25 protein-coding genes are annotated in these 19,190 nt (G+C 63.1%); 7 read left to right on the forward strand and 18 right to left on the reverse strand.

Annotated features, from left to right (window positions below; genetic code table 11):
• Both IQ24_RS19295 and IQ24_RS19300 read left to right on the forward strand, forming a co-directional pair.
• A partial coding sequence (locus tag IQ24_RS19295; RefSeq protein ID WP_145400011.1) for an electron transfer flavoprotein subunit alpha/FixB family protein occupies nucleotides 1-780 on the forward strand: 780 nt, incomplete at its 5' end.
• A gap of 178 nt (nucleotides 781-958) precedes the next feature.
• The gene (locus tag IQ24_RS19300) at nucleotides 959-1,834 is read left to right on the forward strand and encodes a 3-hydroxybutyryl-CoA dehydrogenase (RefSeq protein ID WP_145400012.1); all 876 of its coding nucleotides are present in this window, start codon (nucleotides 959-961) and stop codon (nucleotides 1,832-1,834) included.
• Nucleotides 1,835-1,898: 64 nt separating this feature from the next.
• Here IQ24_RS19300 and plsY read toward each other — a convergent pair whose 3' ends face one another.
• Genes plsY through IQ24_RS19320 form a run of 4 tightly spaced genes read right to left on the reverse strand, consistent with a single transcriptional unit; the run spans nucleotide 1,899 to nucleotide 5,257 of the window.
• Complete coding sequence (gene plsY, locus IQ24_RS19305; protein ID WP_145400013.1) at nucleotides 1,899-2,480, reverse strand: glycerol-3-phosphate 1-O-acyltransferase PlsY; 582 nt, start codon at nucleotides 2,478-2,480, stop codon at nucleotides 1,899-1,901.
• Nucleotides 2,477-3,748: a dihydroorotase gene (pyrC, locus tag IQ24_RS19310; RefSeq protein WP_145400014.1), complete on the reverse strand. Its 1,272-nt coding sequence runs from the start codon at nucleotides 3,746-3,748 to the stop codon at nucleotides 2,477-2,479. The genes plsY and pyrC overlap by 4 nt, the downstream gene beginning before the upstream one ends.
• Nucleotides 3,745-4,290 (reverse strand): aspartate carbamoyltransferase catalytic subunit, encoded by a 546-nt coding sequence (locus tag IQ24_RS19315; protein ID WP_145400015.1) that lies wholly within the window; start codon nucleotides 4,288-4,290, stop codon nucleotides 3,745-3,747. The genes pyrC and IQ24_RS19315 overlap by 4 nt, the downstream gene beginning before the upstream one ends.
• 4 nt (nucleotides 4,291-4,294) lie before the next feature.
• Nucleotides 4,295-5,257, reverse strand: a complete 963-nt coding sequence (locus IQ24_RS19320; protein WP_145400016.1) for an aspartate carbamoyltransferase catalytic subunit — start codon at nucleotides 5,255-5,257, stop codon at nucleotides 4,295-4,297.
• A gap of 105 nt (nucleotides 5,258-5,362) precedes the next feature.
• Here IQ24_RS19320 and cobA point away from each other — a divergent pair, with 105 nt between their 5' ends.
• From cobA to IQ24_RS19340, 4 genes are read left to right on the forward strand one after another with little or no spacing between them, the layout of a single operon-like run.
• Nucleotides 5,363-6,106 (forward strand): uroporphyrinogen-III C-methyltransferase, encoded by a 744-nt coding sequence (gene cobA, locus IQ24_RS19325; RefSeq protein WP_145400017.1) that lies wholly within the window; start codon nucleotides 5,363-5,365, stop codon nucleotides 6,104-6,106.
• Nucleotides 6,107-6,158: 52 nt separating this feature from the next.
• On the forward strand, nucleotides 6,159-6,674 hold the full coding sequence (locus IQ24_RS19330; protein ID WP_145400018.1) for a DUF2478 domain-containing protein: 516 nt from the start codon (nucleotides 6,159-6,161) through the stop codon (nucleotides 6,672-6,674).
• Entirely contained in the window at nucleotides 6,671-6,907 is a 237-nt protein-coding gene (locus IQ24_RS19335) for a sulfurtransferase TusA family protein (protein WP_145400019.1), read from the forward strand. The genes IQ24_RS19330 and IQ24_RS19335 overlap by 4 nt, the downstream gene beginning before the upstream one ends.
• Nucleotides 6,900-7,829 carry an AEC family transporter gene (locus tag IQ24_RS19340; protein WP_145400020.1) on the forward strand — a complete coding sequence of 310 codons (930 nt, stop codon included), beginning with the start codon at nucleotides 6,900-6,902 and terminating at the stop codon, nucleotides 7,827-7,829. The genes IQ24_RS19335 and IQ24_RS19340 overlap by 8 nt, the downstream gene beginning before the upstream one ends.
• 8 nt (nucleotides 7,830-7,837) lie before the next feature.
• On the opposite strand, the gene IQ24_RS19345 is transcribed toward IQ24_RS19340, so the two are convergent.
• From IQ24_RS19345 to IQ24_RS19365, 5 genes are all read right to left on the reverse strand, one after another.
• Entirely contained in the window at nucleotides 7,838-8,353 is a 516-nt protein-coding gene (locus tag IQ24_RS19345; protein ID WP_158637586.1) for a type VI secretion system-associated protein TagO, read from the reverse strand.
• 178 nt (nucleotides 8,354-8,531) lie between these two features.
• Nucleotides 8,532-8,864, reverse strand: coding sequence for a DUF2794 domain-containing protein (locus tag IQ24_RS19350; RefSeq protein ID WP_145400022.1), 333 nt, complete (start codon nucleotides 8,862-8,864; stop codon nucleotides 8,532-8,534).
• Between the two features lie 78 nt (nucleotides 8,865-8,942).
• The gene (locus IQ24_RS19355; protein ID WP_145400023.1) at nucleotides 8,943-9,218 is read right to left on the reverse strand and encodes an I78 family peptidase inhibitor; all 276 of its coding nucleotides are present in this window, start codon (nucleotides 9,216-9,218) and stop codon (nucleotides 8,943-8,945) included.
• Between the two features lie 14 nt (nucleotides 9,219-9,232).
• Nucleotides 9,233-9,586, reverse strand: coding sequence for a hypothetical protein (locus IQ24_RS19360; RefSeq protein ID WP_145400024.1), 354 nt, complete (start codon nucleotides 9,584-9,586; stop codon nucleotides 9,233-9,235).
• Nucleotides 9,587-9,752: 166 nt separating this feature from the next.
• Nucleotides 9,753-10,397, reverse strand: coding sequence for a TetR/AcrR family transcriptional regulator (locus IQ24_RS19365; RefSeq protein WP_145400025.1), 645 nt, complete (start codon nucleotides 10,395-10,397; stop codon nucleotides 9,753-9,755).
• A gap of 321 nt (nucleotides 10,398-10,718) precedes the next feature.
• On the opposite strand from IQ24_RS19365, the gene IQ24_RS19370 reads away from it, so the two are divergent.
• Nucleotides 10,719-12,164: a Glu/Leu/Phe/Val family dehydrogenase gene (locus IQ24_RS19370; protein WP_145400026.1), complete on the forward strand. Its 1,446-nt coding sequence runs from the start codon at nucleotides 10,719-10,721 to the stop codon at nucleotides 12,162-12,164.
• Between the two features lie 128 nt (nucleotides 12,165-12,292).
• Here the strand turns inward: IQ24_RS19370 and IQ24_RS19375 are convergent, their stop codons facing one another.
• The 9 genes from IQ24_RS19375 to IQ24_RS19415 are packed head-to-tail and all read right to left on the reverse strand — an operon-like array spanning nucleotide 12,293 to nucleotide 19,109.
• Nucleotides 12,293-12,682: a hypothetical protein gene (locus IQ24_RS19375; RefSeq protein WP_145400027.1), complete on the reverse strand. Its 390-nt coding sequence runs from the start codon at nucleotides 12,680-12,682 to the stop codon at nucleotides 12,293-12,295.
• A complete protein-coding gene (gene flhB, locus IQ24_RS19380) occupies nucleotides 12,679-13,782 on the reverse strand; it encodes a flagellar type III secretion system protein FlhB (protein ID WP_145400028.1) in 1,104 nt (367 codons plus the stop codon). Before flhB ends, IQ24_RS19375 begins: the two co-directional genes overlap by 4 nt.
• Entirely contained in the window at nucleotides 13,779-14,537 is a 759-nt protein-coding gene (locus IQ24_RS19385; protein ID WP_145400029.1) for a flagellar biosynthetic protein FliR, read from the reverse strand. The genes flhB and IQ24_RS19385 overlap by 4 nt, the downstream gene beginning before the upstream one ends.
• Nucleotides 14,537-16,609 (reverse strand): flagellar biosynthesis protein FlhA, encoded by a 2,073-nt coding sequence (locus IQ24_RS19390; protein ID WP_242008353.1) that lies wholly within the window; start codon nucleotides 16,607-16,609, stop codon nucleotides 14,537-14,539. Before IQ24_RS19390 ends, IQ24_RS19385 begins: the two co-directional genes overlap by 1 nt.
• Nucleotides 16,609-16,878: a hypothetical protein gene (locus tag IQ24_RS19395; RefSeq protein WP_145400031.1), complete on the reverse strand. Its 270-nt coding sequence runs from the start codon at nucleotides 16,876-16,878 to the stop codon at nucleotides 16,609-16,611. The genes IQ24_RS19390 and IQ24_RS19395 overlap by 1 nt, the downstream gene beginning before the upstream one ends.
• Nucleotides 16,878-17,744 (reverse strand): flagellar motor stator protein MotA, encoded by an 867-nt coding sequence (gene motA, locus IQ24_RS19400; protein ID WP_145400032.1) that lies wholly within the window; start codon nucleotides 17,742-17,744, stop codon nucleotides 16,878-16,880. The genes IQ24_RS19395 and motA overlap by 1 nt, the downstream gene beginning before the upstream one ends.
• 9 nt (nucleotides 17,745-17,753) lie before the next feature.
• Nucleotides 17,754-18,296, reverse strand: coding sequence for a MotE family protein (locus IQ24_RS19405; RefSeq protein WP_145400033.1), 543 nt, complete (start codon nucleotides 18,294-18,296; stop codon nucleotides 17,754-17,756).
• Nucleotides 18,289-18,636, reverse strand: a complete 348-nt coding sequence (locus IQ24_RS19410; protein ID WP_242008356.1) for a hypothetical protein — start codon at nucleotides 18,634-18,636, stop codon at nucleotides 18,289-18,291. Before IQ24_RS19410 ends, IQ24_RS19405 begins: the two co-directional genes overlap by 8 nt.
• Complete coding sequence (locus IQ24_RS19415) at nucleotides 18,633-19,109, reverse strand: flagellar basal body-associated FliL family protein (protein ID WP_145400034.1); 477 nt, start codon at nucleotides 19,107-19,109, stop codon at nucleotides 18,633-18,635. Before IQ24_RS19415 ends, IQ24_RS19410 begins: the two co-directional genes overlap by 4 nt.
• Between the last annotated feature and the right edge of the window lie 81 nt (nucleotides 19,110-19,190).

Below are 19,190 nucleotides of genomic sequence, written 5' to 3' on the forward strand. Positions count from 1 at the left end.
AAGATCGCCGGGGTCTCGAAGGTGCTGGTTGCGGAGAACGCGCTTTACGGCCACCGGCTGGCCGAACCGACGGCGGCGCTGATCGTGTCGCTGGCGGGCGACTACAGTCATATCGCTGCACCTGCGACCACGGATGCCAAGAACATCATGCCGCGCGTGGCGGCCCTGCTGGATGTGATGATCCTGTCGGATGTGTCGAAGATCGTCGACGCCGACACGTTCGAGCGCCCGGTCTATGCCGGCAACGCCATCCAGACGGTGAAATCGGGCGATGCGAAGAAGGTCATGACGATCCGCACGGCCAGCTTCAACGCGGCGGGCGAGGGCGGCTCGGCCTCGGTCGCGGACGCGGCCCCGGCGGCCGATCCCGGCCTCTCGGCCTGGGTCTCGGACGAGGTGGCGCAAAGCGACCGGCCGGAACTGACCTCGGCCAAGCGCGTGGTCTCGGGCGGCCGCGGCGTGGCCTCGAAAGAGAACTTCGCGATCATCGAGACGCTGGCCGACAAGCTCGGCGCCGCCGTCGGTGCCTCGCGCGCGGCGGTCGACTCGGGCTATGCCCCGAACGACTGGCAGGTCGGGCAGACTGGCAAGGTCGTCGCCCCCGAGCTTTATGTCGCCATTGGCATCTCGGGCGCGATCCAGCACCTCGCGGGGATGAAGGACTCCAAAGTCATCGTCGCGATCAACAAGGATGAAGAGGCCCCGATCTTCCAGATCGCCGACTACGGCCTCGTGGGTGACCTCTTCACCACCGTGCCGGAACTGACCGAAAAGCTCTGAGAGCTTCTTCGTTGCGATCAATACCCCGGGGTGAGGCGCACCGCGCCGAGGGGCAGAGCCCCTCCCATCCCGACACCACACCCAATCCCCGCCCGGCCAACAAAGCCGGGCGGTTTTTGCATTGAACCGCCCCTGCCCTGCGCCTATCGTCCGGGTTGACCTTCAAAAGGATAGAACCATGGCGATTCAATCGGTGGGCATCATCGGCGCAGGACAGATGGGCAATGGCATCGCGCATGTATTCGCGCTGGCCGGCTATGATGTCCTCATGACCGACATTTCACGCGAAGCGCTGGACAAGGCCATCACGCTGATTGATCGCAACCTCGAACGCCAGGTCAGCCGCGAGAAGATCTCGGAAGAAGAGCGTGCCGCCGCAATGCGCCGCATCTCGACCACGCAGCAACTGTCGGACGTGGGCCAGACCGACCTGATCATCGAAGCCGCGACCGAGCGCGAAACGGTGAAACAGGCGATTTTCGAGGATCTGCTGCCGCATCTGAAGCCCAGCACGATCCTGACCTCGAACACCTCGTCGATCTCGATCACCCGGCTTGCCAGCCGCACCGACCGGCCTGAGAAGTTCATGGGCTTCCATTTCATGAATCCCGTTCCCGTCATGCAGCTGGTCGAGCTGATCCGGGGCATCGCGACGAATGAGGAAACCTACAAGACCCTAGTCGAGGTGGTCGAGAAGATCGGCAAGACCTCGGCCAGCGCCGAAGACTTCCCGGCCTTCATCGTCAACCGGATCCTGATGCCGATGATCAACGAGGCGGTCTATACGCTTTATGAAGGCGTGGGATCGGTGCGCTCGATCGACGAATCGATGAAGCTCGGGGCGAACCATCCGATGGGGCCGCTGGAGCTGGCCGATTTCATCGGTCTCGACACCTGCCTTGCGATTATGAACGTGCTGCATGAAGGGCTGGCGGATACCAAGTACCGGCCCTGCCCGTTGCTGGTCAAATATGTCGAGGCGGGCTGGCTGGGTCGCAAGACCGGGCGCGGTTTCTATGACTATTCGGGCGAAACGCCGGTTCCGACGCGCTAGTCAGGCCGGGGCTCTGCCCCGGACCCCGGGGTATTTGGGCAACAGAGAAATCGGCAGGCGCGGGTCAGCGTTTGCCGATTTTGGGTTCGGTGCCCGACATGATGCGTTCGATATTCGCGCGGTGGCGGATGAAGATGAGCGCGGCCATGAAGGCGGTGACCAGTGCCATGCGCCCGCCGTCGAGCCACCAGCCGAGGAAGGGCGTCAGGGCAGCGACGACGAGGGCCGAGAGGGACGAAATCCGTCCAATCAGCGCCGCGACCAGCCAGATGCCGCAGGCCGCAAGGCCGAGGCGCCAATCGAGCGCCAGCACGGTTCCGAGGAAGGTCGCGACCCCTTTGCCGCCCTTGAAGCCCAGCCAGACCGGGAAGAGATGGCCGAGGAAGGCTGCGGCACCGGCGAGCATGGCTGCGTCATCGCCGGCGGCCCAGCGGGCCAGCAGGACCGCAATCGCGCCCTTGCCGGTGTCGAGCAGGAGTGTGGCAAGCGCCGCGCCCTTGTTGCCGGTCCGCAGCACGTTCGTTGCGCCGATATTGCCCGAGCCGATTTGGCGCAGGTCGCCCAGCCCCAGGCTGCGGGTGATGACGATGCCGAAGGGGATCGAGCCCAGAAGATAGCCGATCACGGTCCAGAGGATCAGGCTCATGCGTTGTCTCCGTGCACCTTTTTGCCCGCCACCCAGGTGCCGAGGACCTTGCCCTCCATCCGCGCGCCGTCGAAGGGCGTGTTTTTGGATTTCGAGAGCAGCGTGAAACGGTCAAGAATGAAGGGCGCATCCGGGTCGAAAAGGACCAGATCGGCCGGGCTGCCCTGGCTGAGCCGTCCGCCGGGCAGGCCCAGCCTGCGCGCAGGATTGAGCGACATCGCCCGCCAGAGCTGCGGCAGGCTAAGCCCGCCCTGATGGTAAAGCCGCATGGCCGCAGGCAGCAGCGTCTGCAGGCCGACGGCGCCCGGAGCGGCCTCGGCGAAGGGCAGGCGCTTCGATTCCTCATCCTGCGGCGTGTGGAAGCTGGCGATCACGTCGATCAACCCCTCGGCCACGGCATCGATCATCGCCATGCGGTCATCCTCGGATCGCAGCGGCGGGGTGAAGCGGAAGAAGGTGCGATAGCCGCCCACGTCGAATTCGTTCAGCGTCAGGTGATGGATCGAAATCCCGGCGGTGACGTTCAGCCCCTTGTCGCGGGCGCGGCGCAGGGCGGGCAGGCTGCCTGCGGTGGTGATCTGATCGGCGTGCCAGCGGCAGCCGGTCATGGCAACCAGCGCGAGGTCGCGTTCCAGCCCCATGACCTCGGCCATGGGCGAGACGGCGGGCAGGCCGTAGAGCGAGGCGAACTTGCCGCTGGTGGCCGCCGCCCCCTTCGAGAGACCCGGTTCCTGCGGGTGGCCGACGATCAGCGCGTCAAGGCCGCGCGCATAGGTCATGCAGCGCGACAGCAGGCGCGTGTCGGGCACGACGCGGACGCCATCGGTGAAAGCCACGGCGCCGCCGTCGCGCAGAAAGCTCATCTCGACCATCTCGCGCCCGTCGCGGCCCTTGGTCAGCGCGGCCATATGGCGGATGTGGACCGGCGCATCGGCGGCGCGGCGCGTGGCGAATTCCAGCGATTCGGGGGCGTCGATGGCGGGCAGCGTGTCAGGGCGCGCGATCAGCGTGGTCACGCCCCCGGCAGCCGCCGCCAGACCGGCGGAGCGGAAGCTTTCCTTGTGACGCTCACCCGGTTCACCGATCTTGACGCCCCAGTCGATCAGGCCGGGTGCCAGGCATTTGCCGCCCGCGTCGATCAGCTTGGCCCCTTCGGGCGGCTCGGCGTTCAGCGCGGTGATGATGCCATCGGTCACGGTCAGGCAGCCCAGGGCGTCGGTCTGCGCCTCGGGGTCGATCAGGCGGGCGTTCAGGAAATGAAGGATCACGAACGTTTCCCTTGCAGTTGCGCCATCCAGGAAAACACCTGAGCGGCATCGGCGATGAATTCAAATCCGATCTGGGCGGGCGCGGTGCGCAGGGCCCAGTTTCCGGGACGCTCGGCGAACCAGACCGATCCGCGCTTGCCGGGCTCAAGCCGCAATTCGCCCATCTGCTTCAGCGGATAGGCGTCAAGGCGGCGACCCCAAAGCGGCACGTCGCTGGCGATCAGCGCGCGCTGCGTCGTCAGCGTATAGAAGCTGCGGCGGCGCATAAACGGACCGGCCAGCAGCGGCATCAGCGTCAGGGCCAGACCCGCGCCGAAGTGCAAAAGCCCGAACATCCAGAAATGGCCCCCGGCCTGCGAGGCGCCGATCATCCAGAACAGCGCGAAGGCGGTGAAGGCCGCGCCGAACAGCATCTGAAAGAGGTCGCGCGGCCGGATTCGCAGCATGGTGCCGGGGCGGCCCTGCCAGACGATGCTCTCGTCGGGCAGAAGATAATCGCGCCACTCATCGGTGGGGGGCATGGTGGGGACGGATGCGGCCACTCGATCAGACCTCGAAGGCCTGCGAGGCCATGGCGCCCCGCTGCGCGCGCAGGTTCCGCGCCAGAAGATCCATGCAGGCCATGCGCACGGCCACGCCCATCTCGACCTGGTCCTGAATCACGCTGCGGTTGATGTCATCGGCGATGGTGCCGTCGATCTCGACCCCGCGGTTCATCGGGCCGGGGTGCATGACGATGGCATCGGGATGGGCCAGCGCCAGCTTTTCGGCATCCAGACCCCAGCGGTGGTAATATTCCCGCTCGGAGGGGATGAAGCCGCCGTCCATGCGTTCTTTCTGAAGGCGCAGCATCATGACGACATCCGCGCCCTTCAGGCCTTCGCGCATGTCCTCATAGACCTCACAGCCAAGCTCACCCACGCCCGAGGGCATCAGCGTCGCGGGGCCGACCAGCCGCACGCGATTCTCCATCTTGACGAGCAGGATCAGGTTCGAGCGTGCGACGCGGCTATGGGCAATGTCGCCGCAAATCGCGACGGTCAGCCGGTGCAGGCGGCCCTTGGTGCGGCGAATGGTCAGCGCGTCCAGCAGCGCTTGCGTCGGATGCTCATGCCGACCGTCGCCCGCGTTCAGGACCGCGCAATTCACTTTCTGCGCCAGCAGGTCAACCGCGCCCGATTGCGGATGGCGCACGACCAGCAGGTCGGGATGCATGGCGTTCAGCGTCAGCGCGGTGTCGATCAGCGTTTCGCCCTTCTTCACGCTGCTGGTCTGCATCGACATGTTCATCACATCGGCGCCAAGGCGCTTCCCGGCCAGCTCGAAGCTGGACTGGGTGCGGGTCGAGTTCTCGAAGAACATGTTGATCTGAGTCATGCCCTCAAGCGCGTTCGAATGCTTGACGGTGCGCCGGTTCAGATCGACGTAGGTTTCGGCCAGATCAAGGATGGCGGTGATTTCGGCCGGAGCCAGCGGCTCGATCCCAAGAAGGTGGCGCGCGCGAAACATGTTGAACTTCCCTCGGTTCGGTCGCGCTCTCTATCGCAAATGCGGGGCAGCCCGGCAAGCGCGCAGCCTCTTGCATTGCGTCAAGATTTAGCGCAACCGGCTGCTATGAAGAATTCGAATGGCTTCATCAGTTTCGTGTCCTCGGGTCCGGGCGATCCCGAGCTTCTGACGCTGCGCGCCGTCAAGCGGCTGCAGGCGGCGGATGTCGTGCTTTATGACGATCTGGCCTCGGGCCCGGTGCTGGGGCAGGCGCGCGAGGGCGCCACGCTGATCAGCGTCGGCAAGCGCGCCGGGCGGCCCTCGGCCAAGCAGGAAACGGTGAACGCGCTGCTGGTCGAACATGGGCAGGCCGGGCGGCGCGTCGTGCGGCTGAAATCGGGCGATGCCGGGATTTTCGGCCGGCTTGAGGAAGAGCTGCAGGCCGTCCGCGATGCGGGCCTTCCCTATGAGATCGTGCCGGGCGTGCCCTCGGCCAATGCGGCGGCGGCGGTTGCCGGACTGCCGCTGACCCGGCGGCTGACCTCGCGCCGGGTGCAGTTCCTGACCGGGGCGGATGTGACCGGCGGTCTGCCGCAGGACCAGAACTGGGCGGCGCTGGCCGATCCTTTCGCGACCACGGTCGTCTTCATGGGGCAGCGAACCTTCCCGGCGATGGTGGAACTGCTGGTGAAGAACGGGCTTGCGCCCGATACGCCCGCCTTGTTGGCCGAAGCGGTCGGCCATCCGCATCAACGCCTCGTGCGCTCGACCGTGACCGCCCTTGCCGCGCTTTTGCAGGCCGAAGGGCCCAGCAAACATCCGGCGCTGATCATCTATGGCCCGCTGGCCAAGGGTGATGAGCAGCCGTGACACGCCCGCCCATGCCGGTTAGTCTTGCGCATGCATTCAGAAAGGCCGTGACATGCTGGGTTTCGTGACCATCGACAATGACGCGCCGGGCGCAGCCGACCGTATTCTGGCCGAGGCCGCGCGGCTTTTGGCCGAGCGTGGCGTCCGGCTGGCTGGTGCGGTGCAGTTCAACATCGACCACGGCCCCGACCGCGACTGCGACATGGACCTGCGCATTCTGGGCGACGACGGCCCCGAGATCCGCATCTCGCAATCGCTGGGCTCATGCTCGCAGGGGTGCAGGCTGGATACGGATGCGCTGATGCAGGCGGCGGGGCGCATCGTCGCCGTGCTGGATGGCGGCGCGGATCTGGTGATCCTGAACAAATTCGGCAAGCAGGAAAGCCGGGGCGGTGGCTTCCGCGAGGTGATCGCCCGCGCGCTGGACGATGAAATTCCGGTGCTGCTGTACGTCCCGCCCGAGATGCTGGCCGATTTCCATGCCTTCGCGGGCGATCTGGCGCAGCCGGTCTCGGCGGCGTCGATGCAGGACTGGTGTCTGGGGGCGCTGGACCGGCCCGCCGCATGACCACCCGGATCGACGCGCGGGGCCTTTTGTGCCCCCTGCCGGTGCTGCGCCTGCGCAAGATCCTGCTGGACCTGCCGCCCGGCGCGCGCGTGGTGCTGGTCGCGACCGATCCGGCCGCCATCATCGACGTGCCGCATTTCTGCCGCGAATCCGGCCATCTGCTGATCGAGACGCGGCCGCTGGACGACGGTTCCGCCGAATATCTGGTCGAGCGCGGCGCGGAAGATGCTTGAGATCTTTCTGAAGACCCTGCCCTTCTTTGGCCTGATCGGCTGCGGCTGGTTTGCCGGACGGACCGGGTTCTTCACCCAGGAAGCGACCGGCTGGCTGACGAAATTCGTCTATTACTTCGCCCTGCCTGCCATGCTGTTCCGCTTCGCCGCCTCGCTTGAGGTCGAGACGCTGTTCCGGCTGAACTTCATTCTGGCCTACCTTCTGGGCTCGCTGGCGGTCTGGGGGCTGGCGATGGCGGTCGCGAGCTATCGCGGCCTGCCACTGGCCGAGGCGGGGATGGAGGCGCATTGCTCGATGACCGGGAACACCGGCTTTCTGGGCGTGCCGATGCTGGTCGTGCTGCTGGGTCCGGCCTCGGTCGGGCCAGTCCTGATGATGCTGACCATCGATCTGGTGGTCTTCACCACGCTGATCACGGTCATCGTCCAGATCAGCCGTCAGGGCCGCGTCTCGGTTGCGGCACTTGCGCCGATCCTGCGCGGGATCGTCGCGAACCCGATGATCGTGTCGATGCTGCTGGGGCTGGCATGGTCGGCGCTGCATCTGCCGATGCCCGCGCCGCTGGAGGAGTTCCTGGCCATGCTGGGATCCGCCGCGACACCGGGGGCGCTGTTCGCGATCGGGGCGAGCCTCGTCGGGCGCGCCGCGACCCGTGTCGGCACAGCGCTGTGGATCAGCTTTGCCAAGCTGGTGCTGCACCCCATCGCCGTGGGCATCGCCGCGCTGGCGGTCTTTGGGGTCGAGCCCTTCGCCGCAGCCGTGATGATTTCAGCCGCGGCGCTGCCGGTGGCCGGGAATGTCTATATTCTGGCGCGGCAATTCGAGGTCGCGCCGCATCGCGTCTCGACCGCGATCCTGTTTTCAACGGCGGCCAGCATCCTGACCGTGCCCGCCTTCATCCATTGGGTGACGGGCGGCTGACGCGCCGCCTACCAGCCGCAAGAGGCGCGAAGCGGCTTGATCGCCTCATCAAGGCCCGCAACGGTGAACTCCAGCTCATGCGGGCGGCCCGCGAAGGGTGTCGCGCGGATGCGCAGCGTCTGCGCCTCGAGCAGCGGCTTGATCGCGGCGATGGCGCTGGCGCTGTCCCAGAAACCCAGCGACCTGTCGTCCGAGGAGGCGGTCATCACATATTCCGCAGGCTCGCCCTCATCGATCCGGTAGGGTACATGGCCGAATTCGCGGATGTCGCTCATCAGATTGTCGGCCAGCGTGACATAGAACGCCGTCGTCCCGCCCATGCAGCGCAGCGCCAGAACCGCATGGGTCGAGGCATCGCCCATCGTCGTGAACGGGGTCGAGATCGCGTTCTTCGACAGAAGCGCCATATGGACCGTCTCATGCTTGTCGACCGCCGTCGCCTCGCGCTGGATGCGCCAGGTGCTGGCACCGCTGGGATTTTCGGCGGCGTCATAGCAGGCCAACCGCTGGCCGGGCGCGGCCACATCGCTGCAATCCTTGCTGTCCTGCGAAATGGCAGGGCCGGATGCAATTAACACACAAAACAATGAACTGGAAAACGAACGCATCATCATGCGTCAAGCATAGTCGAGACCGCCGAAATCGCGCCAGAGTTCAGGCAAAATGGCGCGCCCTGATCGGCAGCGAATTGCCGAGGGCGGGTTATTCGACGGGGCGGATCAGCTTGCGCTCGAGCACCCGCAGGACGGTTGCCAGATCATGGCCGCGCTTCAGGATGCGCCCATCCATGGCGACGACGGAATAGGCCCCCTGCGCCGCCCGCATCTTCGGGCGCTTTTCAATCCGGTAAAGCGGGTGTTCGGTCGCGCGGCGGAACACCGAAAAGATCGCGACATCGCGCAGAAAGGACATGCCATAGTCGCGCCATTCCCCGGCGGCGACCATGCGGCCATAAACGGACAGGATCACGCCAAGCTCTGCCCTGTTGAAGGTCACGCGATCACCAGAGGGAACAAGGGGCGTGGGTGCATTCATGACCAAATGGTGGCACCGGCCGGGCGCGGTGGCAACGAAAAAGGGCGGCCGAAGCCGCCCGTTTCGCGATCATGGCGATCAGTAGCAGCTGACCTTCTCGATACGGCCGGTGTTGCCCAGTTCGACATTCAGCCGATCAACCCGGAAATCATCGGTGATCGCGTCATTCGGACGGATCACGCGCGCGCCCGCAGGCAGCATCATTTCCTTCAGCACACCCTCGGGCTGGCCGACCAGCCCCTGAAAGCGGGTGGCGTTGCAGGCGTCCTGCGGCGGCTCGACCGCAGGGGTCGAGGTCTCGACACAGGCGGCCAGCATCAGCGCCGGCAGAAGGGCAAGAAGTCGCAGTTTCATACGGGCTGGCCCCCTCAACCGCAGTCGATGTTGTAGATGTTGCCTGCCGCATCAAGGCGGAAGACGATGCGCAGCGGGTCGTATTCCTGCGGCTCGATGCCGCGATACTCGACCACGCGATACTGGCGCGTCACGCCCAGACCCGGAATGACGGTGCCGGGCTGACCCAGGGCCGAGGTATAGTCTTTCGCGTGGCAGGCGTCAGGCTCGCGCGATTGCAGGCCACCGAAGCCTGCAACCGGGCTGACGGGCGCGGCCACGACCGGCTGAACGGCCGGAACGGGTTCGACAGGATATTGCTGCGCCTGCGGGGCAACGCAAGCAGCCAGCGGCACAAGAGCAAGAAGCGCAATCAAAGGTCGTTTCATCAGTCAGGCATCCCGGCGCAGAATTGAAATCCGCCTCATCATAAAAGACGGCAGATGCCTTGAGAAGGGCGCGAAAGATCAATCCGTCGCGCAGCGGCAGCGCCGCCACAGGCTAATGGTTTGATATCGCGCGACGTTATTTGGACACGGCGCAATCACGCAAGTTTCACCCGACGGCAGAGCGGCTCATCGTCGAGGCCTGCCCATAGCAGGACATGAACATGCGCACCGCGCCACGGTTGATGCGGCGCATCAGATCCTTGTCGACCGACTCCGGCCCCAGAAACAGCGAACGGTCATGAACCGTCGTGCTGGACAGCTCGATCAGCTGGTCGGCGGCCAGTTCAAGGTCGGGGATGTCCAGCTCGCCCTTCTCGACGCAGCGCTCCAGATACTGGACGACCTGCGTGCGCAAAAGCACGGGCCCGGCCTCGTAATATTCCTGCGCCAGCACCGGGAAGCGCTCGGCCTCGGCCACGCTGACGCGGTACATGCGCATGCCAAGACCCGAGACCAGATGCGCCGAAATGATCTGCACGATGAAGGGCAACACCTGCTCGACCGGCAGGTCGACGTCGATGAGCGCGCTGGCATCGGCCGCCTCGCGCGCCAGTTCGTTGCGGAACACCTCGATGAACATGATCCGCTTGTCAGGGAAATAGCTGTAAAGCGTCGCCTTCGAGACCCCCGCCTCGCGCGCGATGTCGTCCACGCTGGCGCCTTCGAATCCGTCTCTCAGAAAAACCGTCCGAGCGCCTTCAAGAACCTGCATGAACTTCCGACCGCGCGTCACCGGCAACGATTTCTGCATCACAACGAACCTCCTGACCTCAACATAACGACTTGTCGGTACAATCCAGACTAAACGAATTAAATGCAGCCCAAGTTCAAACTATACGGTTCATGCCAATTCAACAAAAGGGGCCGAACGCATGATCCGGGACTGCGGAAACCAACGCCACACAAATGATGCATTATTGCACTGAGCCGTATCGCGGATACCAGATAGGCAAGACCTTGGTCGCGTGCTAGCGTTTCAGGACCATCGGAAAGCCGGAGAATTCGGCACCAATCCGCCGACTCTGGCCCTAGGAAACCTTGATCCAAAGGCTGACGCAGTCAGGGAGGCCGCATGTCTTCGCCCAAGAACCCGGTTCCGCAACATCGTTCATTTCGTGATTCGGTCGACCAGATGTTTTCCCATGCAGCCTCGCTGCTGAACCTGCCCGAGGGGCTGGAGGAAAAGATCAGGGTCTGCAATTCAACCTATACCGTGCGCTTCGGCGTCCGCCTGCGCGGCGCGATCCACACCTTCGTCGGCTACCGCTCGGTCCATTCCGAACATGCCGAGCCGGTCAAGGGCGGCATCCGCTATGCCTCGAACGTCAATCAGGACGAGGTCGAGGCGCTGGCCGCGCTGATGACCTACAAATGCGCCCTGGTCGAGGTGCCTTTCGGTGGCTCGAAAGGCGGCTTACGCATCGATCCCCGCCAATATGACGAGGATGAACTGGAGCGCATCACCCGCCGCTTCACCTATGAGCTGTCACGCCGCAGCCTGATTTCCCCCAGCCAGAACGTGCCCGCCCCGGACATGGGAACCGGAGAGCGCGAAATGGCCTGGATGGCCGATGCCTACAAGCGCCTGCACCCCGAGGACATCGACGCGCGCGGCTGCGTCACCGGCAAGCCCCTGTCGATGGGCGGCATCGCGGGCCGGGTCGAGGCGACCGGGCGCGGCATCCAATACGCCCTGCACGAGGCCTTCCGTCACCCCGAACTGATCAAGCCGACCGGGCTGGAAGGCGGGCTTGGTGGCAAGCGCATCATCGTTCAGGGCCTTGGCAATGTGGGCTATCACGCCGCCAAGTTCCTCTCGCAAGAGGATGGCGCCAAGATCATCGCGGTGATCGAGCGTGACGGGGCCATCTCGAACGAAGACGGGCTCAACATCGAGGATCTGCGCGCCCATCTGGCACAGACCGGGGGGATCGCGGATTTTGCAGGCGGCCGGTTTGACCCGAACGTGGCGGCGGCGCTGGAACTGGATTGCGACATCCTGATCCCCGCCGCGGTCGAGGCCGTCATCCACGCCGGAAACGCCAAGGCCATCAAGGCCCGGATGATCATCGAGGCCGCCAACGGCCCCCTGACGGCCGAGGCCGACCAGATCCTGCGCGAACGCGGCACGCTGATCATTCCCGACATGTATGCCAATGCCGGTGGGGTGACGGTCAGCTACTTCGAATGGGTCAAGAACCTCAGCCATATCCGCTTCGGCCGGATGGAGCGGCGCCAGCAGGAGGCCCGGCACCAGCTTCTTGTCAGCGAGTTGGAGCAGCTTTCGGCGGATCGCGGGCTGGGATGGACCCTGACGCAAGGGTTCAAGGAAAAGTATCTGCGCGGTGCTGATGAGCTTGAGCTGGTCCGTTCCGGTCTGGATGACACCATGCGCGGCGCGTTCCAGAACATGGCCGACGTGCTTTACAGCGACAACCGGGTGACGGACCTGCGCACGGCGGCCTATGTCGTGGCGATCCGACGCATCGCCGCCAGCTATCAGGCGCTTGGGCTTTAAGCGCGCTTTCGATGAAGCGGGCAGCCGCCTGATGGTTTAGGGCGGCTGCGGTGCGGCGCTTTCCACAGCTACGGAGGCGTGCCGGTTCATCTGCTGGTCCCAGTTCGACCGTCGTGATCCTCAGCACTTCATAGGTTTGCCAGCTTCTTCTGCGCCTTCTGTTTCTCCTCTGTGGTCAGGTTTTCGCGCAGCCGTTTCAGGACATCGGCCCGGCCGAATTCCCGCACCGCATCCTGGCGCGCGGCCTCGAACCCCGGCAGCATCTGGCTGAGTTCCGTCTCGGCATGCAGGGTCTGCCGGGCGATATCACCCGCCATGGCATTCACCAGCTTTGCCTGGCTAACCGAAAACTTATCTTCAACCTGATAGAGCGCCGCCAGATCGTGCTGCAGACCGTCGATCCTGGCCCGCATCGCCTCAACATGGTGACGAAAGGCCGAGAAGCGGCGCATCTCCATATCCGAGCGCAGTTTCGCCAGTTTTTGCAGCTGCTCCAGCCGGTCGGTCGTGCGGCTCATCTTTTGCCCTTCTTGGTGGCGACGGCGCTGCCCCAGCCGTTGCGTGCCTTCTTGCGCATCTCCTCGGCAAAGCGGATCGCAGCGGCGACGGCGGCGAATTGCTCGGTCTCGATCTCATCGCCCAGTTCGACCGAAGCGTAGATCGCCCGCGCGCAAGGGGGATCGGACCAGATCGGCACGCCGTTCTCGCGCGCTTTTTCGCGAATGCGCGCGGCGATTTCATCCATGCCCTTGGCCAGACAGACGGGCGCGCGCCCGCTGCCCCGCTTCCATTCCAGGGCGACCGCGTAATGGGTCGGGTTGACGATGATTACATCGGCCTTTTCGACATCCGCCAGCATCGAGTTCAGCACCAGATCTACACCCTTCTGACGGCGCGCCGCTTTCAGATGCGGATCCCCTTCGCTTTCCTTGAACTCGTCCTGCATCTCTTTGCGCGACATCCGCAGCCGCCGCCGGTGTTCGATGCGCTTCCACAGCAGATCGATGATCGCAAACGCAGCGGCGACCGCAGTCGCCAGCATCGTCGCGCGACGCAGGATATCGCCCAGCCCGTCGACCCATTGCAGATCGTCCATGGCTTCTGCCGTCATCAGCCAGCTCAGCAGAAACCGGTACAGAAACCAGCCGCCAACGACCATCAAAGCGACCTTGCCCACCGAGATCCCATAGGTGACCAGCCCAGAAGTCCCGAATTTCTGCTTGGCGTTCTTGAGCGGATTGATCCGCCCGAAATCCAGATTGAGTTTCTTGGGAGAAAAGGTGATTGCCCGCTGCACGATCAGCCCCGCCAGCACAGGCACCCCCATCGCCAGAATGAAGCCAACCGTGGCCAAGGCCGCAAAGCCCGCCAGCGCCGTCGACAGGTCCATCACCGAATGCCCGGCGGCGTCCGGCCAAGGCTCTGCCCCGATGGCACGCGCGGCCATCCTGAGCCATCGTGGTACGGCCCACCCCGCCGCGAAGGCCGTGGCAAGCCAGAAACCCACATACATCAGCGCGCTGTTCAGTTCCGCAGATCGGGGAACATCGCCATCCTCGCGTGCCTTGCGCAGTTTCTGCTCGGTCGGGTCAAATTGCTTCTCGCCGTCCTCGCTCATGCGGGTCCGTCCTCCACCAGCGTCAGCAGGGCTTCGGCCCAGACCGACAGAATGGAAGGGGTCAGCAGCGTGATCCCAAGAAGGGCCAGCAGAATGGCTGCCGGTGCGGCAATGAACACGATTGGCAGCGACGGCATGACCTTGCTGACCATCCCCGTCAGCAGCTGGAACAGGAACCCGCCCAGAATGAACGGGGCAGCCAGCAACATCGCTAGCAGGAAGGCGCGTGACATGATGCCGACGACATTGGGCAGAAGCTCCGCTATCTGCGGCCAGTCGCCCAGCGGTCGAAGCTGGAAACTGTCGCGCAAAAGCTCACAGAGCAGAACCGGAAAGCCCATCGCCATCAACAGCGCCAGCCCCGCCAGATGCAGCAGGTTACCGATCGGGTGCGGTGCATATTCGGTTGTCGCCCCGATCAGCTGCGACAGCGAGGCGCTGGCCGCAATGGTCGAGGCTGCGATATCCAGCGCACCCGCCATCAGCCGCACCAACGCGCCCAGCACCAGGCCCGTCACCAATTCGGCCGCAACCAACATGCCCAGCGTCGCCAGGCCAGCAGGCAATTGGCGCAACCCGTCCTGCTGCGCCAGAAGCGGCGTCACGGCCATGGCCAGCGCCACACGCACACGCGCAGGCAAGACCCTCTGAGAGAAGGCGGGCATCGAGATGAAGCAGGCCTGAACCCGGCAATAGACCAGAAAGAGCGTCATCATCATGGTCAGAAATGCCGGATCCTGCAGCCCCTCGGTCATCAGGCCACCGTGCCGCACAGGCGCACTTGCGCATCCGGATCAATCTCATCCAAACCGATCACGGGAGTTGCCACGCCGGATGCCGCCAGCATCATCCGGACAAGTCTGCGCCTGTGGTCGGGAACGGCCAGAACCGGATCGCATTCGTCGGGAACCTCGGCCAAGGTGGTCTTGAGCGCCTCCGCGAGTCGAAGCTGAAGCTGCGGGATCTGTGCCGGACTGCCCCGGCCCGCCTCGCCTTCGGCGCGGACGATCTCAGCTTCCCACTGAGGTTGTAGTTGCACGATATCCAATCGACCATCGCTGGTTGAATATTGCTCGGTTATCTGGCCGCGCAGGCGCTTGCGAACCTGCTCATAGGCAGCTTCCGGGGTCGGCGAGGACTTTGCCTCATAGGTCGCGTCGGTGATCAGCACCAGATTGCGGATCGACAGCCGTTCCTGCAGCAGGCCGCGCAAGACGAACAACAGCATGTCAGGCGACACCTTGTCCGGCACCATCCCATCAAAGAAGCGCTGGTTCAGTTGCGCTCGGTGTTCGTCCGTCACGTTGCACAACTCACGAATCATCCGTTGCATCGAGGTCATCGTCAGCAGCGCGGGAAGGTTTGCCTTGACCACCTCCATCAGATGGGTCGAGAGCACCTCCATCGGCGCAACGACCGTCGCGCCGCTTAGCGCCGCCTGATCCTGACGGTCTTGCTCGATCCAGCGTGCGGGGCTGTTGTAGACGGGTTCGCGCACCTGATCTCCGGGCAGGGTCTGCAGAATGTCTTCCGGGGCCAGCGCCAGAACCCGGTGCGCGTGCAGCACGCCCTTGCCGCGCGTCACGCCCTGCAGGCGGATCACGTACTCCCCGTCTCTCAAGGACGAAACGTCGGTGATGCGAACGTCCGGCAAAATCAGGCCATAGGTCCGCGCGATATGCAGGCGCAGGTTGGTGATGCGCGGGCCAAGCCCCCTCGCCTCGTCCAGAGCGCTGGCGATCAGATCGGCACCGATTTCGACGCAGATCTCATCCATATCCAGCAAATCGCCGAGAGTTGAGGATGTTGGCGCGGCGATTGGCAACTCTGTTGCGACCTCCGGTGTTTCGGCCTTGGCCTTCTGGCGGCGGAAATTCCGATAGGCCAGAAAGGCCATACCTATCGCCAGCGAGAAGAACAGCAGATGCGGCATGCCGGGGATCAGACCAATCAGCGCCAGACCGGCGGCCACCACCGCTGGTACATGCCAGTCGACGACCAGTTGCGACGACAGGAGGGCTGCGGTGTTCTGGGTCGTACCGCCCCGCGACAACAGAAGCGCGGCAGCCATCGAGGTGATCAGCGCAGGCACCTGCGTGACCAGCCCGTCCCCTATGGTCAGCTTTGAATAGGTCGCGACGGCCTCTCCAATCGGCAGGCCGTGGACCAGAACTCCCGCCGCCAAGCCAACGAAAAGGTTGATCAGCATGATGACAAGGCCCGCGATGGCATCGCCCTTGACGAATTTGGACGCGCCGTCCAGCGAGCCATAGAAGCTGATCTCACGCTGTTCCTGCACGCGGCGGCGCTTCGCCTCCTCATGGTCGATTGCGCCTGAACTCAGGTCGCCATCGATCGCAAGCTGCTTGCCCGGAAGCGAATCCAGCGCGAACCGCGCCGACACCTCGGCCATCCGGCCAGAGCCTTTGGTGATAACCATGAAGTTAACGACTGAGATCACGCCGAAAACTGTCAGGCCGATCAGCAATGATCCGCCCGCCACGAAATCGGAAAAGCCCTGGATGACCTGCCCGGCGGCATGCGTGCCGTTATGTCCGTCCGTCAGAATAAGCCGGGTCGAGGACACGTTCAGAGACAACCGAATCAGCAGCGATACCAGCAGCAGGACCGGGAAGGCCTGGAATTCGGATGGCCTCTCGACCAGTGAGGCCATGACAAGAATGAGGATGGCGGAGGCAATCGACAGCGCAATACCGACGTCAAGCACCGAGGCTGGCATCGGCAGGACCATCGACATCACGATCAGCACCAGCCCCCCGGTCACGGCCAAGGGCGAGATCGACGTTTTCGGCAAAGTGAGCCCCATCATTCCCCCCGTTCGGCTTTGACCGCAGGGGCAAGCATGCGCTCGGCCGACCAGACGGGTGTCGTCAGCAAGCCCGAGCGGCGAAGAAACACCAGCACCTCGACACGCTCGCCCGGCTCAAGCTGCATCAACCGGTCGGCGATATCAGGTGGCAGCGCGTCACCATTCAGCAGCCAGGCTGTCGCCTCATGAAGAAGGTCATCGCGCGGGGTCGCGGCAGCTTGCTGCGCGGATGCCAGGATCAGCAGATGCACAAGAATGAGCCTCATCACGCGGCCCTTTTGATCTCTCGCAGCGCCGTTTCGACGCTGACGAAGGACGGTCGGACATGCTCAGGTGACGCTTGGCGACCAACCTCGATGCAAAGGTTGGTCGCATGCTGATGCAATCCGGCGACCAAAACCGATTTGATGACATCGTAGAAGGATTGATCCTGTTTGGTGACAGCCGACAGTCGTTGCGCAAAAGGCGCGACCAGACCATAGGCCAAAAACACCCCCAGAAACGTGCCGACCAGCGCGCCGCCGATCATGCCGCCCAGAATCTCCGGAGGCTGATCGATGGCGCTCATGGTCTTGATCACGCCCAGAACTGCCGCGACGATGCCAAGCGCAGGCAGGGCATCCGCCATATTCTGAAGCGCATGCGGAGGGTGCATGGCCTCTTCATTCATCAGGGCAATGCGCCGGGCCAGCATCTCTTCAACCTGATAAGGGTCGTCGTAGTTCAGACTTGCCGAGCGAAGCGTATCTGCAATCAGTGTGACGGCATTGTGGTCGGCAGCAATCTTTGGGTAGCTGCTGAAAATCGAGGAGCTTTCGGGGTTCTCGATATGCTCTTCAATCTCGACCGGGGCAGCCCGGGCCATGCGAAGCAGCTGGAACAGCAATGAGAGAACATCCTGATGATCCTGCTCGTTCCATTTCGGCCCTTTCAATGCACGTCCCAAGCCAGCCGCCGTGTGTTTCAGAACCGATGTCTCGTTGGACAGGAGGAATGACCCGACCGCAGCACCCCCGATCATCATCATTTCATAGGGCAATGAATGGAGGATAACGCCAAGCTTTCCGCCGGCAAGAATATATCCCCCGAAAACCATCGCGAATGTCAGGGCGATACCAATTAGTCCAAACATTCCGACCTCCTAATTTCTAGCGGAACGACCAAGTCCCATGTAGGGGGTCATGATTGCGGCCTGATCTGGCGGAAAAGCGCCCATGATTCTGGCGCCCGTCTCGGGTTGTACGCGCACGAGTATCTGCGCTGCAAAATCGGGCGGAAGATTCGCCAAAATCGTTGCGGCCTGATCGGGTTTCATTTGATCGTAAATCGCGATCAGGCCGGAAATATCATCGTCCCGTCGTTGATCATTTGCGATACGATGGTCACTGGTTTGTTGCTTGAGTTTTCGTAACTCTTCCAGCTTCCGCGTCAGCTCTGCCTGCGCCGCTGATAGTTCGTTTTTTCGACGGTCGAGTTCCTGCTTATATGTCTCAAGTCGCAGGGTTCGATCATTGAGCGTTTGCGCCAATGCGACCGTCTCGGGGATGTCCTGACAGCCAGCCAACAGCTCCGCCGGTGCAGCAAGGGCCTGCAGCTTGTCCGATGTGCCAAGAAATGCTGCCGCGCTGCCCGCAGCAACCACGACGGCCACGCAACCCTGCACCTGCTGAAGGTACCTACGCATCTTCCAGAGCCTCCTTCCGCTTACGCCGACGAAGCCGACTGACCGGCGCAGAGCCGCCGTTTTGCGAAAACTTCTGCTGCAGGATCCAGAATGCGCGTTCTTCTTTCGCCCGCTCAATTTCTTTGGAGAGCGTCTCGGTGGCTTTCAGCGCATCGGCTTTGGCGGCAGCAAGAGCCCGGTCAAGCCGATCAATCTCGCTGGTCATCACGGCGATGGCTCCGCCCAGCCCAGTTTCAAGATCATTCAAGCTTTTCACTCTGCGCGCCAGAACACCACAGTAAATCAAGGTTGCAAGAAGAAATACGAGAACCGGAATTTGCATCATCAATGTCATATTCATTGAATTCGAAACTCCGTTATCAGAACATCTTTCAGTTTTTCCGATCCAACAACGTAGCTTGCACGCGTCATAAGTTCGGCGCGGATAACATCCAGAATTCCGCGTTTCCCGTAGGCCGTGGCATCAATATCCGCTAGGAAGCCATTAAACGTGTCCAAAAATCTGGGAATCATATATTCAACATCAGCTTGATATTTCGAAGAGGTTTCGACCTTCGCTGAAAGAACCAGATTGCGCCCCTGATATCCCGGGACCAAAAGAACAATCGTTGGAATATCAACAAAAACGACTGTATCTTCGGCAAGTGGCGCACTGGCGCGACGGGAGAGAACCTCACCGGGTGACCAATACCCAAAAAAAGTCGACGCCAATCCAGCGGATGCAAAAACCGCGATCAAAAGCACCGCAATAAGGGCGCCCCGTCGTCGCGAACCTCCCGTCGCGTCTCCATCTGGCTCGGCAATGTCTGTCATCATGATTCTCCTTCCGGCATGACGACAGATAGCACTGCGAAACTAACCGAATCTTAATTCCACTCATGCACATTCGGATGA

The sequence above is a fragment of the Paracoccus sulfuroxidans genome, assembly GCF_007830335.1.
GTDB classification, from domain to species: Bacteria; Pseudomonadota; Alphaproteobacteria; order Rhodobacterales; family Rhodobacteraceae; genus Paracoccus; species Paracoccus sulfuroxidans.

Coding starts and splice junctions, on each gene's coding strand:
- IQ24_RS19410 (WP_242008356.1), bottom strand. CDS start 18,636: ATGAATATGACATTGATGATGCAAATTCCGGTTCTCGTATTTCTTCTT.
- IQ24_RS19335 (WP_145400019.1), top strand. CDS start 6,671: ATGACCACCCGGATCGACGCGCGGGGCCTTTTGTGCCCCCTGCCGGTG.
- IQ24_RS19370 (WP_145400026.1), top strand. CDS start 10,719: ATGTCTTCGCCCAAGAACCCGGTTCCGCAACATCGTTCATTTCGTGAT.
- IQ24_RS19350 (WP_145400022.1), bottom strand. CDS start 8,864: ATGAATGCACCCACGCCCCTTGTTCCCTCTGGTGATCGCGTGACCTTC.
- motA (WP_145400032.1), bottom strand. CDS start 17,744: ATGTTTGGACTAATTGGTATCGCCCTGACATTCGCGATGGTTTTCGGG.
- IQ24_RS19355 (WP_145400023.1), bottom strand. CDS start 9,218: ATGAAACTGCGACTTCTTGCCCTTCTGCCGGCGCTGATGCTGGCCGCC.
- IQ24_RS19360 (WP_145400024.1), bottom strand. CDS start 9,586: ATGAAACGACCTTTGATTGCGCTTCTTGCTCTTGTGCCGCTGGCTGCT.
- IQ24_RS19365 (WP_145400025.1), bottom strand. CDS start 10,397: ATGCAGAAATCGTTGCCGGTGACGCGCGGTCGGAAGTTCATGCAGGTT.
- plsY (WP_145400013.1), bottom strand. CDS start 2,480: ATGAGCCTGATCCTCTGGACCGTGATCGGCTATCTTCTGGGCTCGATC.
- IQ24_RS19405 (WP_145400033.1), bottom strand. CDS start 18,296: ATGCGTAGGTACCTTCAGCAGGTGCAGGGTTGCGTGGCCGTCGTGGTT.
- cobA (WP_145400017.1), top strand. CDS start 5,363: ATGAAGAATTCGAATGGCTTCATCAGTTTCGTGTCCTCGGGTCCGGGC.
- IQ24_RS19340 (WP_145400020.1), top strand. CDS start 6,900: ATGCTTGAGATCTTTCTGAAGACCCTGCCCTTCTTTGGCCTGATCGGC.
- IQ24_RS19320 (WP_145400016.1), bottom strand. CDS start 5,257: ATGTTTCGCGCGCGCCACCTTCTTGGGATCGAGCCGCTGGCTCCGGCC.
- IQ24_RS19390 (WP_242008353.1), bottom strand. CDS start 16,609: ATGGGGCTCACTTTGCCGAAAACGTCGATCTCGCCCTTGGCCGTGACC.
- IQ24_RS19385 (WP_145400029.1), bottom strand. CDS start 14,537: ATGACCGAGGGGCTGCAGGATCCGGCATTTCTGACCATGATGATGACG.
- IQ24_RS19330 (WP_145400018.1), top strand. CDS start 6,159: ATGCTGGGTTTCGTGACCATCGACAATGACGCGCCGGGCGCAGCCGAC.
- IQ24_RS19300 (WP_145400012.1), top strand. CDS start 959: ATGGCGATTCAATCGGTGGGCATCATCGGCGCAGGACAGATGGGCAAT.
- flhB (WP_145400028.1), bottom strand. CDS start 13,782: ATGAGCGAGGACGGCGAGAAGCAATTTGACCCGACCGAGCAGAAACTG.
- IQ24_RS19375 (WP_145400027.1), bottom strand. CDS start 12,682: ATGAGCCGCACGACCGACCGGCTGGAGCAGCTGCAAAAACTGGCGAAA.
- IQ24_RS19415 (WP_145400034.1), bottom strand. CDS start 19,109: ATGACAGACATTGCCGAGCCAGATGGAGACGCGACGGGAGGTTCGCGA.
- IQ24_RS19395 (WP_145400031.1), bottom strand. CDS start 16,878: ATGAGGCTCATTCTTGTGCATCTGCTGATCCTGGCATCCGCGCAGCAA.